This is a genomic window from Candidatus Cryptobacteroides sp., assembly GCF_056207615.1.
Map to the genome: position 1 here is coordinate 1 of NZ_JBAEER010000034.1, position 20,818 is coordinate 20,818.

Below are 20,818 nucleotides of genomic sequence, written 5' to 3' on the forward strand. Positions count from 1 at the left end.
ATCGAACCTCCTGCTCGTCACTACGCGCCTTGGAAATACTCGTCCTTGAAATTCACGAGATAGACTTTCTCCACTCCTCGGGTGATCGCGGTATACAGCCACCTGAGGTCTTCAGCCATCAATTCATCCTGCCAGAAAGGATTGTCGATGAAGACGCATGACCACTGTCCGCCCTGGGACTTGTGGCAGGTAATGGCATTGGCATATTTGAGCTGGAGGGCATTGAAGAACTTGTCCTCACGCACTGCCTCGTAGCGTTTGCGCTTGGTGTTGATGTGGCTGTAGTCGTCGTTCACGCCCTGGTAGAGCGCCTGCTGCTGATCGTAGGTCAGGGACGCGCTCTCGGAATCGAGGGTATCGAGTATCACCTTCGCGACTATCTCCTGGTTGTCGTAGTCCGGAAGTGCGAGCCTCGCCTCAGCGAAATGCAGTCCATATCTATCCTCGTAGCGCGAAATCTTCATGAGCTTTGCGATATCTCCGTTCGCTATGTACTCGAGTCCCTCAACGTCTTCGACGAACTGATAGCAGTTCTTCACGATCATCAGCTTGTCTCCACGCACCAACCTTTCCTCCTTGTATTGTATGGACGAGCGAATTCCAGCGTTGTATCGGTTTGCACGCTTGTTCGAGCGGCAGAGTACCACCGTCTCGTCCTCGCCGTAGCGCGAATACGCGTCCGAAAGGGCCTCGATCAGCTCACCGCCGGTAATTCTCACGACATCTGGGAATCCATCCGCGATAAGTCCGAGTTCATCGACCGGTATGCTCTCAATGCCCGGAGAATAGCTGAATCCGTCGTCATCGAGCTGGCTCACCTCCGTGATCAATTCCCTCAGGTGGGTTGCATTCCAGAGTATGCCAGACTCACCCTGTTGTCTCACGACGGTCTTCAAGGTCGCGAAGCGCGAGGCGCCGAGCATGGCCATGTAGTCATGGCTGAGCGCAGGGCTCTGCTCCTGACCGATTGGTGGAAGCTGCGCAGTATCGCCCACAAAGATAATCTTGCAGTCAACTCCCCTCCGGACATAGCTCAGAAGGTCTTCCAGGAGATTTCCCGTACCGAAATTCGAAAGAGATTGACCGTTGTTGTCAACTCCGATCAGTGATGCCTCGTCGACGATGAAGAGAGAATTCTTCATCTCGTTTGGGGCAAGCGAGAACTCCCCGAAGCCGTCGCTTCCGAGAGATTTCTGCCTGTATATCTTCTTATGGATGGTATATGCCGGCATGCCCGCAAAGCTTGAAAGCACCTTGGCTGCGCGACCTGTAGGTGCCAGCAGCACGCAGTTGATCTGGAAGAAGTTCAGCGTCCTGATCACCGACGCCAGTGCAGTCGTCTTTCCCGTACCAGCATAGCCGTTGACGACCATGCAATCCTCGTCCGAAGTCACGAATTCGGATATTTCCTTGAAGAGCCTGTCCTGGCATTCTGTAGGATCGAGGCCGAGGTTCTTGACGAATCCGGCATATAGAAACGCGCTTCTTCCCATTATTTAGACCTACCGAGAAGGAGTGAAAGAGACACGAGAATAGGATATATCTCGACACGTCCGAGGAACATGTCCGCAGTGTAGATGAGCTTCGCCACATGAGGCTGGGCCGCGTAGTTGCCTGCGGTTCCGATGGACTCGAGTGCCGGTCCGACATTGCCCACGGAGGCAAGCGAGCCGGAGAATGCCTCAGTGAGGTCGACTCCGATCAGGAGAAGAAGCATGGTCGACAGCACTATGAGCATGATATAAAGGACGATGTAGGTCATGATAGGAAGCACGGTCTCGTCCCTGAGATAGCTTCCGCCGACGCTCACCTGGTTGACCGCCGTAGGGTTGATCTGCTTGCGCATCTGCCTCTTGACGGCGCGGAAGGTAAGGAAGATACGGTCGGCCTTGAGACCTCCAGTGGTTGAACCTGCGCATGCGCACTGGAATCCGGCAATCATGAGCGCCATAGCCGCGAGAGGCGGCACATGGTTCAGGTCGGAGATTGCGAATCCTGTGGTAGTGATGTAGCAGACGATATGGAAATAACCGTCCTCGAACGCCTTGCCCCAGCTTTCGTATCCGCCCTGGAGCTTGAGTGAGAGCGAAAGTATGAGCCCGAGGATGAGTATACAGCAGATGAAATACCTCAGCACAGGGTTCTTCAGCGGCTTGAGAGAGCGAGTGAGCACCACCGAGGCCATGAGGCCGAAATGCATCGCAGCTACGATCATGTAGAACATGACTATGCCGTTGATGAGCTTAGAATCGTAGTATCCGATGGATAGGTTCTTGGTACTGAAACCACCGGTCGCGACATTGCTGAACGCATGGTTGACAGAGTCGAATAAAGGCATTCCAGCGAGGGTGAGGGCGATGGTCTCCGTGACGAAGAGAGTGAGGTAGATGGTCACTATCGTCTTCACCGTGTCGTTGGTACGCATGTGGTACTCATCCCTCGAGAGCGAAGAGAGTTCGAGGTTGGCAAGCCTGAGCTTGACCGCGCTGTCGCCCGGAATCACGAGCAGGAGGAAGACCACGACTCCCAAGCCGCCGATGAAATGGGTCGAAGACCTCCAGAAAAGAAGGCTCCTCGGAAGCGCCTCGATGTCGTTGAGTATGGTCGCACCCGTCGTCGTAAATCCCGAGACGCTCTCAAACCATGCGTTCACGAGAGAGAATTCCCCTCCCCACATGATGTACGGCATCATTCCGAACACGAAGGAGAGAAGCCAGGACAGGAAGATGACCATGTATCCGTCCCTCAGCGTCACGCGCGAGGTCTTCTTCACGAACACGAACGGAAATCCTCCGACGATGAGAGTGATGATGAAGCTTATCAGGAGAGGCTCAAACCCGGAATCCCTGCCGTCAATCAGCGAAACGATGATCGACAGGAACATGAACAGAGCGCTCACGAGAAGCGCCAGTCCGACGAAACGGGATATGGCCTTGATATTCATGGCTACTTGTCCTCCTCCTGCTCAGAGTCGTCTGCCGCGATGTTGTTGCGGAACTTGATTGACCTCTTGAGCTTGATGTTCTCCTCGATGAGTTCGAAGATATTGGAGTTAAGACGCTGGAGTTGATCGTCTCCGTCGAAATTGTAGGTATACCTCTTTCCGTAGCCCTTGTATGCATCCATGCCGCCGAGCATCTTGTAGAGCGGACGGACATAGTTTACGATGAGGAAGAAAAGAAGGAGAGCGATGAGCAGGAGTCCCGCAAGCACGGACACGATTCCAGGGATGATGCTTCGGTAGAAACCCATCTGGAAGGCATCGGCTTTCTCCATGAGGGAGAGATGGACCTGCTCATTGTATGTTTCGAGAACAGAGTTGAACTCGTTGAAGGCCGGCTGGAGGGAGTTGAAGAACCATTCGCGAGAGTCTACGAAGGTAGACCTCACTATGGTCTCGAGGCCCTCGGTCTCGAGTATGTAAGCGTCGAAGGCGCTGCGCAGTTCGTCCAGTACAGGCATTGCCTCCACCGAATAGAACTCGTCGAACACGCGCCTGCAGTCGTCTGCCGCAGCCTGGCGGTCAAAGTTGGTCACCGCCGCCAGAGAATCGGCTGCACCCACGGTCGCAAGAATCTTATGGTTGTAGAGATCAGTCGCGTTGGCGACCTTCTGCGACACGTTGATACAATCGATGCTGTTTCCGATCTGGGCAGTGACATGATCACTCATGCTGCGGTATTCCAGGATGGAGATTACCGCAGTCACGAGCAGGACGACGGCGATTGCACTCAGGCTCAGTATGAGCTTGACGTGCAAGGCCAGACCTCTGTTTTCGAAATTCTCTTCTTTCATTTAGAACTTGAACGAGTCCTTGAGAGCAGTTGTCTTGTTGAATACAGGCTTCTCAGGGGTGCTGTCAGCATCCTTGAAGAAGTAGCCCACGCGCTCGAACTGAACGGCTACGCCGCTGTTGTCCTCGAGCAAAGCAGGCTCTGCATAACCCTTCGCAACCACGAGTGACTCAGGATTGAGGAAGTCCTTGTAGTCCTTGTCCTCAGGAACCTGACTCATGTCGGCGAGGGTGAAGAGACGGTCATAGAGACGAAGCTCGAGTTCCTTGGCATGTGCGGTAGACACCCAGTGGATGGTGCCCTTCACTGAACGCCACTCACCGTTGCCAGGGCGGGTCGAAGGATCGTAAGAGCACTTGAGTTCAACGACTTTGCCGTTCTCGTCCTTGATGACCTCCTCGCACTTGACGATGTAGGTATACTTGAGACGCACCTCACCGTCTGGCTTGAGACGGAAGTATTTCTTAGGAGCATCCTCCATGAAGTCCGCGCGATCGATGAGAAGTTCACCGGTGAACGGAACCTTACGGGTAGCACCTTCCGGAGCTGCAGGATTGAGAGGACAGTCGAACCACTCTACCTTACCTGGCTCCCAGTTGGTGATGGTCACCTTGATAGGATCGTCGGAAACGACCATGTAGCGGTTTGAACGCTCATTGAGGTCCTGACGTACGCACCACTCGAGGAGCTGGATGTCCATGAGCTGATCGCGCTTGCTGACACCGATCTTCTCGCAGAACATCTTGAGCGCCTGTGGGGTGTAGCCGCGACGGCGCACACCGCAGAGGGTAGGCATACGAGGATCGTCCCATCCTGCAACGAGACCCTTCTGCACGAGCTCGAGAAGCTTTCTCTTGCTCATGAGGGTGTAGGTAAGGTTCAGACGGGCGAACTCGTACTGGTGGCTTGGAAATATTCCGAGAGTCTGGATGAACCAGTCATAGAGAGGACGGTGAACGTCGAACTCGAGAGTACAGATCGAATGGGTGATGTTCTCGATAGAGTCGCACTGTCCATGGGTATAGTCGTACATCGGATAGATGCACCACTTGTCACCTGTGCGGTGATGATGTGCATGCTTGATACGGTAGAGGATAGGGTCGCGGAACATCATGTTCGGATGTGCCATGTCGATCTTTGCGCGGAGCACCTTCTCGCCGTCAGCGTACTTTCCTTCGCGCATCTCACGGAAGAGCTTGAGGTTCTCCTCCGGAGTACGGTCGCGATATGGGCTGTTCTTGCCCGGAGTCTCCACTGTACCGCGGCTCTCACGCATCTCTTCCTGGTTCTGGTCATCAACGTATGCCTGGCCGTTCATGATCATCTGCTCTGCCCACTGGTAGAGCTGCTCGAAATAGTCAGATGCGTAGCACTCCTTCTCCCACTGGAAGCCGAGCCACTTGATGTCCTCCTTGATGGCATCTACATACTCGGTATCCTCCTTGGTCGGGTTGGTATCGTCGTAGCGGAGATTGGTCTTTCCATTGTATTTCTGTGCGAGGCCGAAGTTGATGCAAAGGCTCTTCGCGTGTCCCAGATGGAGATAGCCGTTAGGCTCTGGTGGGAAACGGGTAAGAATAGACTCGTACTTGCCGCTGGCAAGGTCTTCCTCAATGATTTCCTCAAGGAAATTAAGCTTCCTGGTTTCTTCTGTCTGGGTATTCAATTCTTCCATAATCGGTCAAAGTATATATAATCAAGCAAATGTACGAATTTTATTGTTATTTTTGCATCGGAAAGGCGACAAAACGCACAGATTCAAGGCAATGAGGGTCGCCTGCTGACTATTAACACACAAAGCTATGGCAAAATCCATGACAGGCTACGGCAAGGCCGAAGCCATCCTCGAGAACGGCAAGATCACCATCGAATTCCGTTCCCTCAACGGCAAGAACGCTGACATCAACATCAAGTCTTCTCTCATCCCTAAGGACAAGGAGCTTGCAATCCGCAAGAAGATCGCAGACTCGCTCCAGCGCGGCACCATCGACATGTTCGTCTCATGGGAGGCAAACGTCGCAGAGAACGCAAAGAAGATCAACCAGGAGCTCGCCCTCGAGTATTTCTCCCAGATCAAAGAACTCGCAGCGGCTATGGGCAAGCCTAACGTAGGCATCAGCGACACCGGCAACGTGATCGAGACCATACTCAGGATGCCTGACGTCATCGATTCAAGAAAGCAGGACATCGTGACCGAGGAAAACTGGCCCATCGTCGAGAAGGCCATCGACGAGGCCCTCGCAGCAATCAACGACTTCCGCGAGAAGGAAGGAAAGATACTCATGGCAGACGTCACCGCCAAGGTCGAAAGCATACTCGCCTCTTCACGCGAAATCGAGAAATACGAGAAGGAACGCACCGACGCAGTAAGGGAGAGAATACTCGCCCGCTTCGATGAGCTCAAGCTCCTGCCAGACCAGCAGAGACTCGAGCAGGAGATGATCTTCTATCTCGAGAAGCTCGACATCAACGAGGAGAGAGTTCGTCTGCGTCAGCACTGCGCATACTATCTCGAGACACTCAACAACGACCCTCTCCCGGGCAAGAAGCTCGGCTTCATCGCCCAGGAAATGGGCCGCGAGATCAACACCACCGGTTCCAAGGCGAACCACACCGAGATCCAGAAGCACGTCACCTCGATGAAGGACGAGCTCGAAAAGATCAAGGAGCAGTCACTCAACATCCTCTAGGCTTCCAAGCAGGAATTTCGCCCGACGACCTGGCACGAACGACAAAAACCGATCGATTCTTGTCGTTCGTGGCAACGAAATCGCTGAAAACGAAGAAAAGCCTGGCACGACGTCCAAAAACAAAGCGTTTTTTGGAGTTCGTGCCAGGCTGTCCGTGATATCCCGCGCTTACGGGAAAAGATTACTTACGTACGTCGAACTTGCCGACAAAGAGTCCCCAGCGATAGTCCTGGACGATGGTGACAGGCTTGCCGTCGAGATCGTTCACTATCCTAGGCTCAGGAAGGTTGGTGTGCGAATGGCCACCGATGATGATGTCGAGGTTACGGCTCTGGGCAGCAAGGCCGCAGTCATTACCATCAGACTGAGGATCACCCTCGTATCCAAGATGAGAGAGCGCAATCACGAGATCGCACTTCTGGTCGTTCTTGAGGTAGTCAGCCCACTTGTTGGTCACTTCTGCAGGGCTGAGATACTTGAGCTTAGCCGCAGTCTCTGCAGCGACCACTGAACGCACGTCACAGAGAAGGCCGATCACTCCGATCTTGAATCCTCCCCTCTTGTAGATTGCGTAAGGCTTCACGCAGTTGTCGAGTTCGAAGCCGCTGAAATCGTAGTTCGCGCAGAGTACGTCACCCTTGACATTGTGCATTCTCCTGGCAAGTTCCTCAAGTCCGTTGTCGAACTCATGGTTTCCGAGAGCCACTGCGTCATAGCCCATGGCATTGAGCAGCTCGACCTCAAGGTCACCGCCGAGCATGGTGAAATATGACGATCCCTGATCGAAGTCGCCGGCGTCGAGAAGCAGCACATTGCGGGCTCCGTCGGCAACACGTACGCTGTCGATGAAGGCAGCACGCTCTATTACGCCGCCGTGGCCATCATCCTCACCACCGCGCTCCGGATCGATGTGGCTGTGGGTATCGTTGGTATGGAGAATGGTAAGCTTCTGTGCTGACGCTTCAGGAGCGAGAGCAAGCATCGCTGCAGAAAGCGCAGCTGCCATGATAATCTTTGCCTTCATCTTAGTTCCTCCTTTCTCCTATTGATACATATCTGTCATCCACCTGTGCGGAGATAGGCCTGCCTGCAGCCTTCTCCTCGGCAAGATAGTCGAGGATCACGTCGATGACGTCAAGCTGGGTATACTTCACGTCGGTCGAGCCCGCAGCAAGGCGCATGTTGTCGCCTGAACCGAGAAGGAAGTCGATGGTCACCATATAGTAGGTACCGTTAGGGTCAATCTCCTTTCCTCCTACGCTCATCGATTCGAGTTCGCCATCCCTTACGACGACCTGTGCACCTGCATAAGGCTGAGGGCGACGTGCCTGACGGGCGAGAAAATCGATGAGAACCTGACCTGGATACTCGACAAGGACGAGTTTGTTGTGGAATGGGAACACCGCCACCATGTCGTCCTTGAGCACGTTGCCGGCCGGAACGTCAGCACGAATACCACCTGAATTGAGCACCGCTATGTCCGCCTTCCTTCCGAAGAGTTTCTCCGCAGACTTGAGCATCACGTCGGTAGCGAAGTTCGCAAGTGGAGAGTTGCCGCCTCGGGTGATCATTCCGTCAGGGCAATATGCGACCACCTGCTTCAGGTCTGCCATCTGAGGCTGGACTGCGAGCAGAGCCTTCACGACACCTGCGGTCGCGCCGCCCTTGTAGACCTTGACGTTAGGTGCGACATATTTCTTTCCCTTGAGGACTCCCAAAGCCTCTTCCACATTGTCCGCGCCCGGATATGTACAGCCTGTGCGGCTGCCATCCATGGACACGCGCGACCATGTGAACTGCTGAGCGCCGGCTGCAACTGAAAGCGCAAGCGCAGCTACCAGAATCAGTAATCTCTTCATATATTATTTCATTCTAAGCCATTTCCAGAGGTCCTTGAAAGAGGACTTCTTACCAAACATGAGGATACCCACCTTATATATCTTCGCAGATACCCAGGCGCCGCCGAGGAAGGTCAGGAAGAGCAAGCCCAGAGAGAGCATGATCTCCCATGTAGCGACACCGTATGGAATGCGGGACAGCATCACTATAGGTGAGGTGAATGGTATCATCGAGCACCACCATACGAGCTGGCTGTCCGGCGAGTTGAAGGCATAGAGGCCTACGAAGAAACCGATCATGAGCGGGATGGTGAGAGGAAGCACGAGCTGCTGGGTGTCTGCCTCGTTGTCTACCGCCGAGCCCACCGCTGCGAAGAGCGAAGCGTAGAGGAGGTAGCCGAGGATGAAGAAGAGCACAAATGCCACGATGAGTTGCACGTAGTTGATGTTCTGGAGGGTCTCGAGCACGGCACCGAGTTCTGAGTGCTCAGAGTCTGCAGCCATCGCTGCCATGGTGGAAGGATCCATCATAGACGAGTCCACGCCTGCCATATCCATCATCTGGGTAGTAGAAGCTGAACTTTCGGCGATCTTGTCGAAACCGACTATGCTGCTGAACGCGCCGACAAGGACTCCGGTGAGCACGACCCAAAGGAAGAACTGGGTCAGCGCGACGAGAGCTACGCCGACGATCTTGCCTATCATGAGCTCGATAGCCTTCACTGAGCTTACGAGCACCTCGACGATACGGCTGGACTTCTCCTCGATGACGCTCTGCATGACGGTACCGGCGAACATGGAAACGAACATGTAGATGATCATTGAGAGGAGCATGGATATGATCATGAACACCTCTGAAGAGGTTTCCTTCTCCTCGCCATCATCATCGATGGTGTATGTGACTATCTGCACGTCGGCCTTGACGTCCTGCATGATCTCCTTGAGTCCTTCGATGTCATACTGCTGGAGCCTGTAGTCCTCCACCGCGTCCTCGATCTGCTTTGTAAGCATCTCCTTGATCTCTACGCTGACTGGCTTTACCGAGTAGGTGGTGACATTGACATTGGCTTCCTTACCCTCACCGTGAGGAGAGATGAGGAGTATTCCGTCGAAGTCCAGATTGTCCATCTGGGCTCTGAGTTCCTCCGCTGAGAGGTGACCGGTGAAGTCCTCGAATGCCACCTGCTTGGTATCCTCGAGCTTGCCGCTCACATAGCCGGACTCATCGACATAGGCGATGGTCTTGTCCTTGCCCTTCGAGAGAGTGAGGATGAGCGCCGGTACACTGCACAGGAGCGCGAAGAGCACCGGAACTACGAAAGTCGTTACAAGGAAGGATTTCTTCTTGACGCGAGTCATGTACTCACGTCCTATGATTACTTTGATTATTCTCAGATTCATGGCTTACTCCCCCTTTACAAGTTTGATGAAAATGTCATTCATGCGAGGCATGAGCTCCTTGAAGGAATTGATGGTCACACCCTTCTCGATATACTGACGGAGAATGGCATTGGCACCCTCGCCAGCCTCGACGACCTCCACATGGCGGCCATCCTGGTCGGTGTACTCTATCTCGACATTGTTGTTGCCGTATTCACGTCTGATGTCCTCAACCTTTCCGGCGAGCACCACGTGAGACTTGTTGAAGAGTGCGATGTTGTCGCAGAGTTCCTCCACCGATTCCATGTTGTGGGTGGAGAGTATGATGGTAGAGCCCTCGTCCTTGAGACGGAGGATCTCCTCACGGATGAGCTGTGCATTTACGGGATCGAAGCCGGAGAACGGCTCGTCGAGTATGAGAAGCTTAGGTTTGTGGACCACGGTGGTGATGAACTGGATCTTCTGGGCCATACCCTTCGAAAGTTCCTCGACCTTCTTGTTCCACCAGCTCTCGATGCCGAACTTCACGAACCACTTCTTGAGCTCGTACGAAGCTTCCTTAGCCGACATGCCCTTGAGCTGGGCAAGGTACATGGCCTGATCGCCGACCTTCATCTTGCGATAAAGGCCTCTCTCCTCAGGAAGGTAGCCGATCTTCTCGACGTCCCTCTGGGTAATAGGCCTGCCATTGAAATAGACTTCTCCATCATTCGGGATGGTGATCCTGTTTATGATTCGGATGAGGGTGGTCTTTCCTGCTCCGTTAGGGCCGAGCAGGCCGAAGATCTGTCCCTGGGGAATCTCCACGGAGACATGGTCCAGTGCGACCTTCTCTCCGAAATTCTTGCAGATGTTCCTGCACTCTATGATATTCATTGTCCTAAATGTTTCTTAATACGGCTGTTAGACGCGCAAAAACCGGAAAAACTACAGTCTTATCCGAGAATTCTTGCGACCAGCTCCACAAGCAGCTCCGCCGGCGTCGCCTCTCCGACGTCACCGCCCTTGCCCTTGTAGTCATATTCCTTGAGCAGCGATATCACTCGCATGCACTTCGTGAGAGGATAGTTCCTAATGGCAGCGTCATACTCCCTGAGGAAGTACGGATTCACGCCGAGCACAGAAGCCTTGGTGCCGTTATCCGCATGAGGATTGCTCATCAGCAGCGCATGGTAGCGCAATATCCTGTTGAAATGTCCGAAAAGCGCACTCACCGCCATAGGCATGGCGAACTTCGGAGATGCGCCGATGTATGCAGCGACCTTCATCGCCTTTGCGGAATTCTTCACCGAAAGCAGGGAGGTGAGCTCGAACACGCTGAACTGCCTGCTGATTCCCACGTTCTTCTCTATGTCGGAAACGGAAATCTCGGTGGTTCCTTCCGGAAGATTCTTGAGCATCTTGTCAGTCTCCACGGCGATCTTCCCCAGATCGGTTCCGGCAGACTCGGCAAGCAGGGCCGCAGCGTCCGGTGCGATGCGGAGGCCGCGTTCCTGATAATAAGAGGATATCCATGAGGACACCTCATAGTCCCTGAGCGCAGTGGACTCGACCACCACGCCGGCCTTTTGCGCACTCTTGTACAGGGCGCGCCTCTTGTCGGCCTTGGCACCCATCATGCAGATGACGAGCACCGTCGATTCGAGAGGATTCTGGCAGTAGAGGGCCAGGTCCTCGATATCTTTCATCATCTGAGCCTCCTTCAGGACCACTAGCTGCCTCTCGGCGAACATCGGGTACCTGCGGGCTGCAGTAATTACGGCGTCGGCATTTACGTCGGCGCCGTAACAGATAGTTTCGTTGAAATCCTTTTCGCTTTCGTCGATACAGTTGGCGATCACGGCGTTGCAGACCATGTCTACGTAGTACGGCTCCTCACCCATGAGGAGGTATACCTGCTGGAACACACCCTTGCGCGCATCCGCGACCAGGGAGCGGCACAGCCTATCTGTATCTGCAAAGCCCTTTGCCATCGTCTACTCTGCTTTCTTCTCCTTGAGCCTTGTAAGTTTTTCCTTGAGGATATCGGCAGACTCATTGATGGCATCCTCGAAGCTCTTGCCATTTCTCTCGACGACCACAGTATTGCCCGGAACGGCAACCAACACCTTGACGGATTTGTTCTGATTGTCACTGATCAGGGACATCGTCACATCTACCGACGTGATTCCATCATAGAACCTTTCGATCTTTGAAAGCTTCTTCTCCACGAATTCGAGCAACTTCTTGTCTGCGTCGAACTTGACTGATTGAATCTTAATCTCCATTGTTACCTCCGTTTTTAGCCCTTGGATGGGCGGTTTCATAAACTTTCTTCAGCTGCGCGATGGAGTTGTGGGTGTAGACCTGCGTAGCCGCGAGGGATGCATGCCCGAGAAGTTCCTTGATCGAATTCAGGTCAGAACCTTCTTCGAGAAGTTCGGTTGCGAGCGTATGTCTGAGAGCATGCGGAGACTTGCGTCCCTTGATGTCCTCGACAGTCCCGAGTTCCGTCTTCACCGCCTTGTCGACAAGCTCAGGATAGAGCCGTCCGCCGGCAGGGGTGATGAGCAGCGGTTCCCCAGGTTGTCGTCCCGACTTCACCATCAGCTCAACTGTTTTCAAATATAATGAAATTTCCTCAAATATGGAACTTACCAAAGGTATTTCTCTCATTTTGTCTCCTTTTCCCGTGACACGCATGACGGCCCTGGAAAAGTCGACGTCGCCTATGTTCAGGGAGATAAGTTCGGCGCGGCGTATGCCCGTGCTGTAGAGCATGGATACTATCATCCTCCTGAGCACATGCCCATAGACCTCTGCAGTCTGGCGGTTCTTTCTTTCGACGAGCGGCACAGCGTCCGGATAGAGACTCAGCACACTGCCGTCCGCGTACATCTTCGTGGATTCGAGATACTTCTCCATCGCGTCCTTGCGATAGAACACGGGAAGCCTCTTCGAGACCTTGGGACGCTTCACCTGAGATACGGGATTATTGAGAAGCAGGTCCTTTGCCATCAGGTATTTACAGAAGCTGCTAAGGACAGAGAGATTCAGGTTAACCGTCCTCGCGCCAAGTCCGTCACCCTTGTCCTTGTCGAGCATGTCAACCTCCCAGTTCCTGATCATGACAGGCTTGAGGGAAGCGACAAGAGCGGCATCATCCTCGCTGCCGGAGGACTTGGCAAAATTCTCCAGCCCCCTCCTGTACACATCCTGAGTGCGGGGTGAGAACCTCTTCACTCCGGCCAGATAATCTATGTATTCGTCTATGAGTCTCATCGCTTAGCCACCAGGCCCTGCTCAGCCGCGAGCTTTCGCATGAATGCGTCCGCAGCCTCGAAATCATTCGGAATGACGCCATCCAGGATGGCATCCTTGACTGCTTCCTTGAGAGACTTGATCCATTCTCCAGGTCCCTTGTCGAACACCTCCATCAGGTAGTCTCCGGTGATCGGATTCTTCCAGTTCCTGATCGCATCCTTCGCCTCAACCTCGACAAGCTTAGACTGGACAAGCTGGAAATTGGCGTGGAGCTGAACCACCTTCTTAGGGTTCTTCGAGGTGATGTCCGCGTTGCAGAGGAGCATGAGGTCGTCGATATCCTCGCCAGCGTCGAAAAGCAGCCTGCGCACAGCAGAATCGGTGACTTCGTCGGTCACGAGCGCTATCGGGCGAAGGTGCAGCCCCACGAGCTTCTGGACATATTTCATCTTCTCATTGAGGGGCATCTTAAGGTATTGGAACACCTTCGGAACCATCCTCGCACCCACCACCTCATGACCATGGAAGGTCCATCCTGTCTGCGGGTCATACCTCTTCGACTGAGGCTTGCCGATATCGTGCAGAAGCGCCGCCCATCTCAGCCATACGTTAGGCTCGGTACGGGGCTTCGTGATGTCCTCGTTCTCCCCTATGATATGGTCCGTGAGCTTACCCTGCGCAATTGCCAGTATCTCGGCTTCGGCTACGTTGTCCACGACCTGAAGAGTATGGGAGAAATTTTCCTTGTGGCCTTTTCCGTCCACGGTCTCAACACCCTTGAGGCTCTCCAACTGCGGGAGTATATACCTGAGCAGACCTGTCTGTTCGAGCAGTCTGAGGCCTATCGAAGGCTTGGGAGTAAGAAGTATCTTGTTGAGTTCCTCAGCGATCCTCTCCTTGGAGAGAATCTCCATCCTGTTGCAGTTCCTCTTGATGGATTCGAGAGATTCCGGGACTATCGTGAATGAATGTTCAGGAGTCGAAAGCTTCGTGGCGAACCTGATTGCGCGGACCATCCTGAGAGGATCATCACTGTATGTGGTATCCGGATCAAGTGGAGTACGGATAATGCCGGCCGCGAGGTCCCTGATTCCGCCGAAAGGATCCACGAGCGCTCCGAAATCCTCCTTCTGGAGACTGAAGGCCATCGCATTGATGGTGAAATCCCTGCGCAGCTGATCTTCCTCGAGAGTTCCGTCCTCGACAATGGGCTTGCGGGAGTCCCTTCTATAGGATTCCTTGCGCGCACCGACGAATTCAATCTCGGTCCCTCTGAACTTGAGCATGGCCGTACCGAAGTTTCGGAACACGGAAACATTGCTGTGGACACGCTCGCCCACTGCCAGCGCGAGATCGATGCCGCTGCCTTCAACGACGATGTCTATGTCCTTGGAAGGCCTCCCGAGGAAGCAGTCACGGACATATCCGCCGATAACGAAGGCACGCACGCCTTTCTCGGCTGCGACTTCGGACACTATAGTGAAAATCCTGTCGTCCAGGAATCCCTGCGTAATGGTCATATTGCCAACATTTCTTCGTAATGAGGTACCTTGTCGAGCATCTTCACGCCCTCCGGGGAGAGTCTCATCATATAGGTCGACTTTCCGTTGGTAATGATGACATAGCTGACGTCCAGCACCATATTGTACCGTATCGTCTGGTCCAGGACCTTGCTGTCCAGCACCACGTCAGGACGCTTGCACTCGACTACGGCAAGAGGCTTCTGCTGACGGTCATATACCAGTATGTCAGCGCGCCATTGCTTGTCCCCGAGCTTCATCCCGACCTCACTCATCATCATATGGGCCGGCACCTTCATGTCATTCTGAAGCACCGATATGAACCACTGGCGAACCCTCTCCTCGGGCGTCAGCGCCACCTCCTTCTTTCGGAGTGGATCCCATATCACCTGCTTCGTTCCCACGCTGCAAAGATAGTCAAAAAAGCCTATTCCTGCTGGAAAACGTTCGTGTAAACTATGCCGTTGTGGGCCTCAGGCTTGACACCCTTGTACTCGAACAGCTGAGGTACGGTCACGAAGGTGAAACCCTGCTCCTTGAGGGCCGGGATGATGATCTCGAGTGCGTCCACGGTATTCTGGTTACCCTCCATATCGTGAAGAAGGATGACGTTTCCGTCCTTAGCAGACTCGATCACTCTGCGTGCGCGCTCCTCCGCGCTGATCTCAGGCACCCAATCCTCGCAACCCTCACCACATATAAAGGTAAGGTCGATCACATCATGCATCTTCTGGTCGACTGCGATATATGGAGGTCTGAAGAAGGTCGGTCTGGTACCGAGGTATCTCTCGATGACTGCAGAGGTTGTATCTATCTCCCACGCTATCTGCTCAGGCGTAAGCATAGGCATGCGCCTGTGTGTCCATGAATGGTTCTCCACGTCGCAGCCCTGGGCCACTGCCCTCTTCATCATCTGTGCAGACTCTTCAGTGATTCGGTTACCGATCACGAAGAAGGACGCAGTCACGTCATGCTCGGCAAGAACGTCGAGCACCTTGGGAGTAGTTACTGTATTAGGACCATCGTCGAAACTGAGTGCGATGATCTTCTCCGGAATCTTTGGTCCACATGCTGCTGCCATAAGCGATACGATTGTAATGAATAATGCTTTTTTCATAAGGTGTATTTGAATTTCAGAACAAAAATATGAAAAAAACCAGAAAAATATTTGGAGATATGAAAATCGTGCCTACCTTTGCAGTGTACTACTTCACTAATACACTACGAAAGATGGTAACAGCATTGGCAATAGGAGTTGCTGCGGCACTCGGGATAATGACAATAATGAACAATTAAGATAAGAAAACCATGATAAAGATCGAAAACCTCAAGTTCAGCTACGGAAAGCTTCCCGTACTTGAAAACATCACGATGAATCTCGAGGAAGGTAAGATATACGGACTCCTCGGAGAGAACGGCGTAGGTAAGACTACCCTCCTCACTCTTCTCTGCGGACTCAAGAACACCCAGGAAGGTGCCATTGACATCGACGGCCAGAAGCCTTACGACAGACAGCCATCCCTCCTTGGCAACCTCTATTTCCTCGCTGACGAGGTGGCTGCCTACCCGGTAAAGGCATCCGAGTTTGCAACGAGATGGGGCAAGTTCTGGCCTAACTTCGACTATGAGAAGTTCCTCAACGTGATGGCAGAGCTCGAGAACGACCCTGAAAAGAGGATGGACAAGATGTCCTTCGGACAGCTCAAGAAGACCCACATCAGCTTCGCACTCGCATGCAACTGCAAGTATCTCTTCATGGACGAGCCGACCAACGGCCTCGACATTCCTTCGAAGGCACAGTTCCGCAAGGCCGTGATGAAGCATACTTCGGACGATGCGACCCTCCTCATCTCGACCCACCAGGTCAGGGACCTCGAGAACATCATCGACCCTATCATCATCCTGGACAAGCGCGACGTACTCCTCAACGCCACTCTCGAGGAAATCTCTGAGAAGCTCTACTTCGACTATGGCACGACCATACTCAACGACACCCTCTACAGCGAAATCATCCCGGGCGGCAGCGTACAGGTAAGAATCAACACCGAGGGAGAGGAAAGCAAGGTCAACATCGAGGCTCTCTTCAACGCAGTGAACAACAACAAGGAACTCATCAAGGGTATTTTCAACAAATAAACGACTACGACCATGAACTCAGATATCTTCAACATCAAGCGCTTCGGCAGCTACCTCGGTTCCGAGATCAGGAATGCCATATCCAAATTCGGATACAGCGGTCTCGCATGCGCCCTTGGATCACTTATAGTATATGTCATGTCCGCCTTTTTCTCGCTGGTGATTGCTCGCCACGGCTGGTACAGCGCTGACATTACCAGCAGGATGTTCTGCTTCATCCTGATCATGGTGGCAGTCCTCATCCAGGCACCGAAAAAGATCTATGGCGGCATAACCGACAAGAAGGAAGGATCGATCTTCCTTACGGTACCGGTATCGACGCTCGAAAAGACTCTCTCGATGATCCTCGTGTCCTGCATCATCGTACCAGGCGTATGTATGGCAGCATATCTTTCAGTAGACGCGTTTCTCTGCCTCTTGGACAAAAACTGCGGCACCAGCGTCATCAGCAGCATGTTCAACGGCCTCGGAAATGCCATAGCAACAATAGCAGACTTCCCAGAGGAGCTCGCTGGAATCAAGGAGCTTTTCAATCCTCTCATCTATCTCGATGACATGATTCAGGTCGGCATGATCTTCCTCCTCGGAAGCATCTTCTTCAAGACAAGCAAGATCTCCAAGACCATACTTTCGCTGATCGCATACGGATTCGCAGCCAGCATGATCATGACTCCGATAATGCTCCATGGTATAAGTCCACTCGATCTGAACATCACCAACGATGCAGAAGCTCTCGAATTCATCAACGAGAAGATGGGATTCATCGGATTCACTCTCAAGCATGCCGCCCTTATCGACACCATCAGCGACGCCATCACATGTCTGCTCCTTGCTACAGGAATCTATTTCAGAGTAAAGACCTTGAAATTCTAGTACCATGGAATTCAACGCCAACAAATCAATATATCTCCAGATATGCGACAGCATATGTGAGAGAGTCCTAGCCGGAGAATTGAAGGACCAGGACAGGATCCAGTCCGTCAGGGAATTCGGTGCGGAGATAGGTGTTAACCCGAACACTGTCGCCAGGAGCTACGAGAAGCTCACTGAAGACGGCATCATCTACAACAAGAGAGGAATAGGCTACTTCATCTGCGATGGTGCCAAGGAGCAGGTCCTTGCCGAGCAGAGAAAGGAATTCCTCGAGGTCGAATGGCCTGCCATCAAGAGAAAGATGGAGCTGCTCGGCCTGTCGGTAGACGAACTCCAGTAGCATTTACGCACGATTTCCTGCGCGATCAGAAAAAATTGCATTCCCGATGCAACGTTATCCCCGGATAGCTCATCTTAATTGGGAATGCACATAACAAGACATATTTCATACATCTTGGCGGCGGTCATATCGTTGACCGCTGCCTTTTCGTGTGCAAAATCAGAGATGGAGCCAAGCATTCCTGATTCAGATGTATTCACAGCGTCCGGAATAGTCCACATCGATGACGCCAACAGCACCAATCCGCCTACGATAAAGGGTATACGAGTGGTGATGAGTGCATACGACGTTCATGACATACTGAAGCTGCGTCCTATAGAGAAGGACACGACCTACACGGACAAGTTTGGAAGGTATGAGGCGTCCCTCGAATTGAAACGCAACCGCTTTTATGACATCCTGGCCGAAGACATCGACGGCATGGAGAACGGCGGTGAGTTCGCACCCTACCTCATGGACAAGATCTATCCGGGAAAGCACAGCAGGCTTGAGAACATCCTGCTCTACATGAAAAGAAAATAACGAAGATTACTCCTGAACTCCAGGATGGCCGTCGGTTTCTCTCCATTCCTTTGGTGAGCAACCGACGATTTTCGTAAACTGTCGGTGGAAGTTCGAACGGTCGCTGAATCCCGAGATCTCGGCAATGACCTGCACAGAGCTGTTCTTATCCTCGAGCAGGAGCTGCTTGGCATCTTCCACCCTGAGCCCAGTCCTCCAGGTCCTGAAATCGATTCCGACCCTCATGGCAAAGTAGAGCTGAAGGAGCTCCTTGCTCGTATTGAGCTCGTCAGCGATCTCTTCCCTACTCTTGTCATACTCGCGATACTTCTTCTCGGCAACCCATTTCGATATGCTTTTCTCGAGACTGGCAAACTCCTTATCCCTGGCGTCACCTTCCTGGGTAAGAGCCTTCTCCCTGATTTCCTGCTGCTTCCTCTGGAACAGAGGCAGTTTCTTGAGATCCTCTCCGGAAAGCGCACTGTGCGCAAACGCGTCGAGCATGATCTTATGTGAACTCAGGAATGATATGTAATTGCTGGTGAAGTACAGCATGAAAAGGCAGTACCAGAACGCGTATATGGCCGTAGAATGAGGAGGAAGGAGGAGATAGACCAGGACGAACGAATCCGCAAGGAGCATGATCCAGAAGCAGAAATGTATCCACCTGAGCTTGTGATCCTCGTCCTCGTCATAATAGTTTGCAAGCTTCTCACGGCTCTTCTTGAAAGTGCGAAGGAAGAGCACCGTGTGCACGACGCACTGCACGGCATGGACGATGATGTACAGGAGCACCGCGATGTTGGTAGCCTTTGACGGGCCTGCGATAAGCAGCTGGGCAAGCACTATCGAAAAGATGGCGATCGCGCCTATGGTCATCTTGAAACCGTCCCTCGAATAGTAATTTTCATCGAGGAGATTGATCAGCGAATATGAGAGTGCAGAAACCGAGACCGCCGTGATGACGACCATCATCATGGTTGCGAATCTCTCGAATGCTGGAAGGTCCGAATGGTGTATGGTGAACCAGAATACTGCGGCACACGCAAGGTAGCAGAGCGCGATGAGGTTCTTGCTTGTACGAAGTCTCTCCGTATACTCGGTGTTCGGGATCTTGATGAGAAGGAGCACCAGCGCGAAGCTTATGCTGCACACCATTCCCGTGAAGAATGATATTTCTATCAGCGAGTTGAGACTTCCTATCATCTAAGTGTCGTCGGTTAAGAATATATAATGTATGGACGACTGCAAAAATAGGGAAAATTTGATTATTTTTGCAAACTGGTTACACTAAAAAACGAACTGAATATGGCAAACAAGCTGACAGGTATGCAGACCCCTTTCTACCTGTACGACATGGACCTTCTCGCAAGGACTGCCCAGGCAGCCCTCGACGCAGCGCGCAAGTATGACATCGAGATCCACTATGCGACGAAGGCAAACGAGAACAAACGCATCATAACATACTTTGCACAGGCAGGCTTCGGCGCTGACTGCATCAGCGGTCCGGAGGTGGCAAACGCGCTCAAGTGTGGCATTCCTGCAGAAAAGATAGTATTCTCCGGCGTCGGCAAGACCGACAGCGAGATGCTCACCGCGCTCAAGGCCGGCATCGGCATGTTCAACGTGGAGAGCGTCCATGAGCTCTATATCCTCAACGCGATCGCCGGCAAGTTCGGACTCGAGGCAAACATCAGCCTCCGCGTGAATCCGAACATCGACGCCCATACCTTCCGTTACATCACCTCAGGCCTCGAGGCAAACAAGTTCGGACTTCCGGACACTGAGTTCGACGATTTCGTGAAGATGCTCGAGAAGTGCCCTAACGTGCATTTCCAGGGCATCCATTTCCACATCGGCTCGCAGATTCCTGACGTGAAGGCCGTTTGCAAGGATGTATGCAAGGTTGCAAACAAGGTCATCGAGTGGTTCGAGGCACACGGCCTCAGCGTAAACAGCGTGAACCTCGGAGGCGGACTCGGAGTGGACTACGAGAATCCTGATGCAAACCCTATCCCTGACTTCGATTCGTGGATGGCAGCTATCGACAAGTACCTCAAGCGCCGTCCGGGCATGAGCGTACACCTCGAGCCAGGCCGTTCGCTCGTCGCGCAGTGCGGAACCCTCTATTCAAGCGTGCTCTTCACCAAGGACACCGCAGCGAAGAGTTTCGTCATCCTAGACGCAGGTATGAACGACATGATACGTCCTGCACTCTATGGTGCATACCACAAGATTGACAATATTTCAGCGGAAGAGCGTCCAGCACTCGAGGCTGACCAGGTCTACGACGTAGTAGGTCCTGTCGGCGAGTCCAGCGACACCTGGGGCAAGGGACGCCGCCTTCCTATGACCGTCCGTGGCGACCTCGTCGCAATACGCAGCGCAGGCGCATACGGTCAGTCAATGTCCAACAGATACAACCTCCGCGCAGAGGCCCAGACCGTCTATTCGGACCGTCTCTGGGACGCTGCCATGAAACCGTCGATACTTTAATCGATAC

22 protein-coding genes are annotated in these 20,818 nt (G+C 53.0%); 7 read left to right on the top strand and 15 right to left on the bottom strand.

The window, feature by feature from the left end; all coding sequences use genetic code 11:
* Positions 1-20: 20 nt before the first annotated feature.
* The 4 genes from AC06ND_RS01925 to AC06ND_RS01940 are packed head-to-tail and all read right to left on the bottom strand — an operon-like array spanning position 21 to position 5,460.
* The gene (locus AC06ND_RS01925; RefSeq protein WP_475677307.1) at positions 21-1,493 is read right to left on the bottom strand and encodes an ATP-dependent DNA helicase; all 1,473 of its coding nucleotides are present in this window, start codon (positions 1,491-1,493) and stop codon (positions 21-23) included.
* A complete protein-coding gene (locus tag AC06ND_RS01930) occupies positions 1,493-2,944 on the bottom strand; it encodes a TrkH family potassium uptake protein (protein WP_475677308.1) in 1,452 nt (483 codons plus the stop codon). Before AC06ND_RS01930 ends, AC06ND_RS01925 begins: the two co-directional genes overlap by 1 nt.
* A gap of 2 nt (positions 2,945-2,946) precedes the next feature.
* Complete coding sequence (locus AC06ND_RS01935; RefSeq protein WP_475677309.1) at positions 2,947-3,795, bottom strand: hypothetical protein; 849 nt, start codon at positions 3,793-3,795, stop codon at positions 2,947-2,949.
* Complete coding sequence (locus AC06ND_RS01940; RefSeq protein WP_475677343.1) at positions 3,796-5,460, bottom strand: glutamine--tRNA ligase/YqeY domain fusion protein; 1,665 nt, start codon at positions 5,458-5,460, stop codon at positions 3,796-3,798. It abuts the gene before it with no gap.
* A 136-nt stretch (positions 5,461-5,596) separates the two neighbouring features.
* Here AC06ND_RS01940 and AC06ND_RS01945 point away from each other — a divergent pair, with 136 nt between their 5' ends.
* The gene (locus AC06ND_RS01945; RefSeq protein WP_475677310.1) at positions 5,597-6,484 is read left to right on the top strand and encodes a YicC/YloC family endoribonuclease; all 888 of its coding nucleotides are present in this window, start codon (positions 5,597-5,599) and stop codon (positions 6,482-6,484) included.
* Positions 6,485-6,665: 181 nt separating this feature from the next.
* Here AC06ND_RS01945 and AC06ND_RS01950 read toward each other — a convergent pair whose 3' ends face one another.
* From AC06ND_RS01950 to AC06ND_RS01995, 10 genes are read right to left on the bottom strand one after another with little or no spacing between them, the layout of a single operon-like run.
* Positions 6,666-7,508: a bifunctional metallophosphatase/5'-nucleotidase gene (locus AC06ND_RS01950; RefSeq protein WP_475677311.1), complete on the bottom strand. Its 843-nt coding sequence runs from the start codon at positions 7,506-7,508 to the stop codon at positions 6,666-6,668.
* 1 nt (position 7,509) lies between these two features.
* On the bottom strand, positions 7,510-8,343 hold the full coding sequence (locus AC06ND_RS01955) for a 5'-nucleotidase C-terminal domain-containing protein (protein ID WP_475677312.1): 834 nt from the start codon (positions 8,341-8,343) through the stop codon (positions 7,510-7,512).
* A 3-nt stretch (positions 8,344-8,346) separates the two neighbouring features.
* Positions 8,347-9,723 carry an ABC transporter permease gene (locus tag AC06ND_RS01960; RefSeq protein WP_475677313.1) on the bottom strand — a complete coding sequence of 459 codons (1,377 nt, stop codon included), beginning with the start codon at positions 9,721-9,723 and terminating at the stop codon, positions 8,347-8,349.
* A gap of 3 nt (positions 9,724-9,726) precedes the next feature.
* The gene (locus AC06ND_RS01965) at positions 9,727-10,578 is read right to left on the bottom strand and encodes an ABC transporter ATP-binding protein (RefSeq protein WP_475677314.1); all 852 of its coding nucleotides are present in this window, start codon (positions 10,576-10,578) and stop codon (positions 9,727-9,729) included.
* Between the two features lie 59 nt (positions 10,579-10,637).
* Positions 10,638-11,675 (bottom strand): DNA polymerase III subunit delta, encoded by a 1,038-nt coding sequence (gene holA / locus AC06ND_RS01970; protein WP_475677315.1) that lies wholly within the window; start codon positions 11,673-11,675, stop codon positions 10,638-10,640.
* A 3-nt stretch (positions 11,676-11,678) separates the two neighbouring features.
* Positions 11,679-11,969: a ribosome hibernation-promoting factor, HPF/YfiA family gene (hpf, locus tag AC06ND_RS01975; RefSeq protein WP_475677316.1), complete on the bottom strand. Its 291-nt coding sequence runs from the start codon at positions 11,967-11,969 to the stop codon at positions 11,679-11,681.
* On the bottom strand, positions 11,959-12,963 hold the full coding sequence (locus AC06ND_RS01980) for a tyrosine-type recombinase/integrase (RefSeq protein ID WP_475677317.1): 1,005 nt from the start codon (positions 12,961-12,963) through the stop codon (positions 11,959-11,961). Before AC06ND_RS01980 ends, hpf begins: the two co-directional genes overlap by 11 nt.
* A complete protein-coding gene (locus AC06ND_RS01985; protein WP_475677318.1) occupies positions 12,960-14,465 on the bottom strand; it encodes a CCA tRNA nucleotidyltransferase in 1,506 nt (501 codons plus the stop codon). The genes AC06ND_RS01980 and AC06ND_RS01985 overlap by 4 nt, the downstream gene beginning before the upstream one ends.
* A complete protein-coding gene (locus AC06ND_RS01990; protein ID WP_475677319.1) occupies positions 14,462-14,869 on the bottom strand; it encodes a type I restriction enzyme HsdR N-terminal domain-containing protein in 408 nt (135 codons plus the stop codon). Before AC06ND_RS01990 ends, AC06ND_RS01985 begins: the two co-directional genes overlap by 4 nt.
* Positions 14,870-14,892: 23 nt before the next feature.
* Positions 14,893-15,582 (bottom strand): polysaccharide deacetylase family protein, encoded by a 690-nt coding sequence (locus tag AC06ND_RS01995; RefSeq protein ID WP_475677320.1) that lies wholly within the window; start codon positions 15,580-15,582, stop codon positions 14,893-14,895.
* Positions 15,583-15,611: 29 nt separating this feature from the next.
* On the opposite strand from AC06ND_RS01995, the gene AC06ND_RS02000 reads away from it, so the two are divergent.
* The 5 genes from AC06ND_RS02000 (at position 15,612) to AC06ND_RS02020 (ending at position 18,336) form a co-directional block, all read left to right on the top strand.
* Positions 15,612-15,761, top strand: a complete 150-nt coding sequence (locus tag AC06ND_RS02000) for a hypothetical protein (RefSeq protein WP_475677321.1) — start codon at positions 15,612-15,614, stop codon at positions 15,759-15,761.
* Between the two features lie 12 nt (positions 15,762-15,773).
* The gene (locus AC06ND_RS02005; RefSeq protein ID WP_475677322.1) at positions 15,774-16,601 is read left to right on the top strand and encodes an ATP-binding cassette domain-containing protein; all 828 of its coding nucleotides are present in this window, start codon (positions 15,774-15,776) and stop codon (positions 16,599-16,601) included.
* A 12-nt stretch (positions 16,602-16,613) separates the two neighbouring features.
* Positions 16,614-17,474 carry a hypothetical protein gene (locus AC06ND_RS02010; RefSeq protein WP_475677323.1) on the top strand — a complete coding sequence of 287 codons (861 nt, stop codon included), beginning with the start codon at positions 16,614-16,616 and terminating at the stop codon, positions 17,472-17,474.
* Between the two features lie 4 nt (positions 17,475-17,478).
* Positions 17,479-17,814: a GntR family transcriptional regulator gene (locus AC06ND_RS02015; RefSeq protein ID WP_475677324.1), complete on the top strand. Its 336-nt coding sequence runs from the start codon at positions 17,479-17,481 to the stop codon at positions 17,812-17,814.
* Positions 17,815-17,979: 165 nt separating this feature from the next.
* Positions 17,980-18,336 (top strand): peptidase associated/transthyretin-like domain-containing protein, encoded by a 357-nt coding sequence (locus tag AC06ND_RS02020; RefSeq protein WP_475677325.1) that lies wholly within the window; start codon positions 17,980-17,982, stop codon positions 18,334-18,336.
* Positions 18,337-18,342: 6 nt separating this feature from the next.
* Here AC06ND_RS02020 and AC06ND_RS02025 read toward each other — a convergent pair whose 3' ends face one another.
* Positions 18,343-19,521, bottom strand: coding sequence for an AraC family transcriptional regulator (locus AC06ND_RS02025; RefSeq protein ID WP_475677326.1), 1,179 nt, complete (start codon positions 19,519-19,521; stop codon positions 18,343-18,345).
* A gap of 102 nt (positions 19,522-19,623) precedes the next feature.
* Between AC06ND_RS02025 and lysA the strand changes: the two genes are divergently transcribed.
* Entirely contained in the window at positions 19,624-20,811 is a 1,188-nt protein-coding gene (gene lysA / locus AC06ND_RS02030; RefSeq protein ID WP_475677327.1) for a diaminopimelate decarboxylase, read from the top strand.
* Positions 20,812-20,818: the final 7 nt, after the last annotated feature.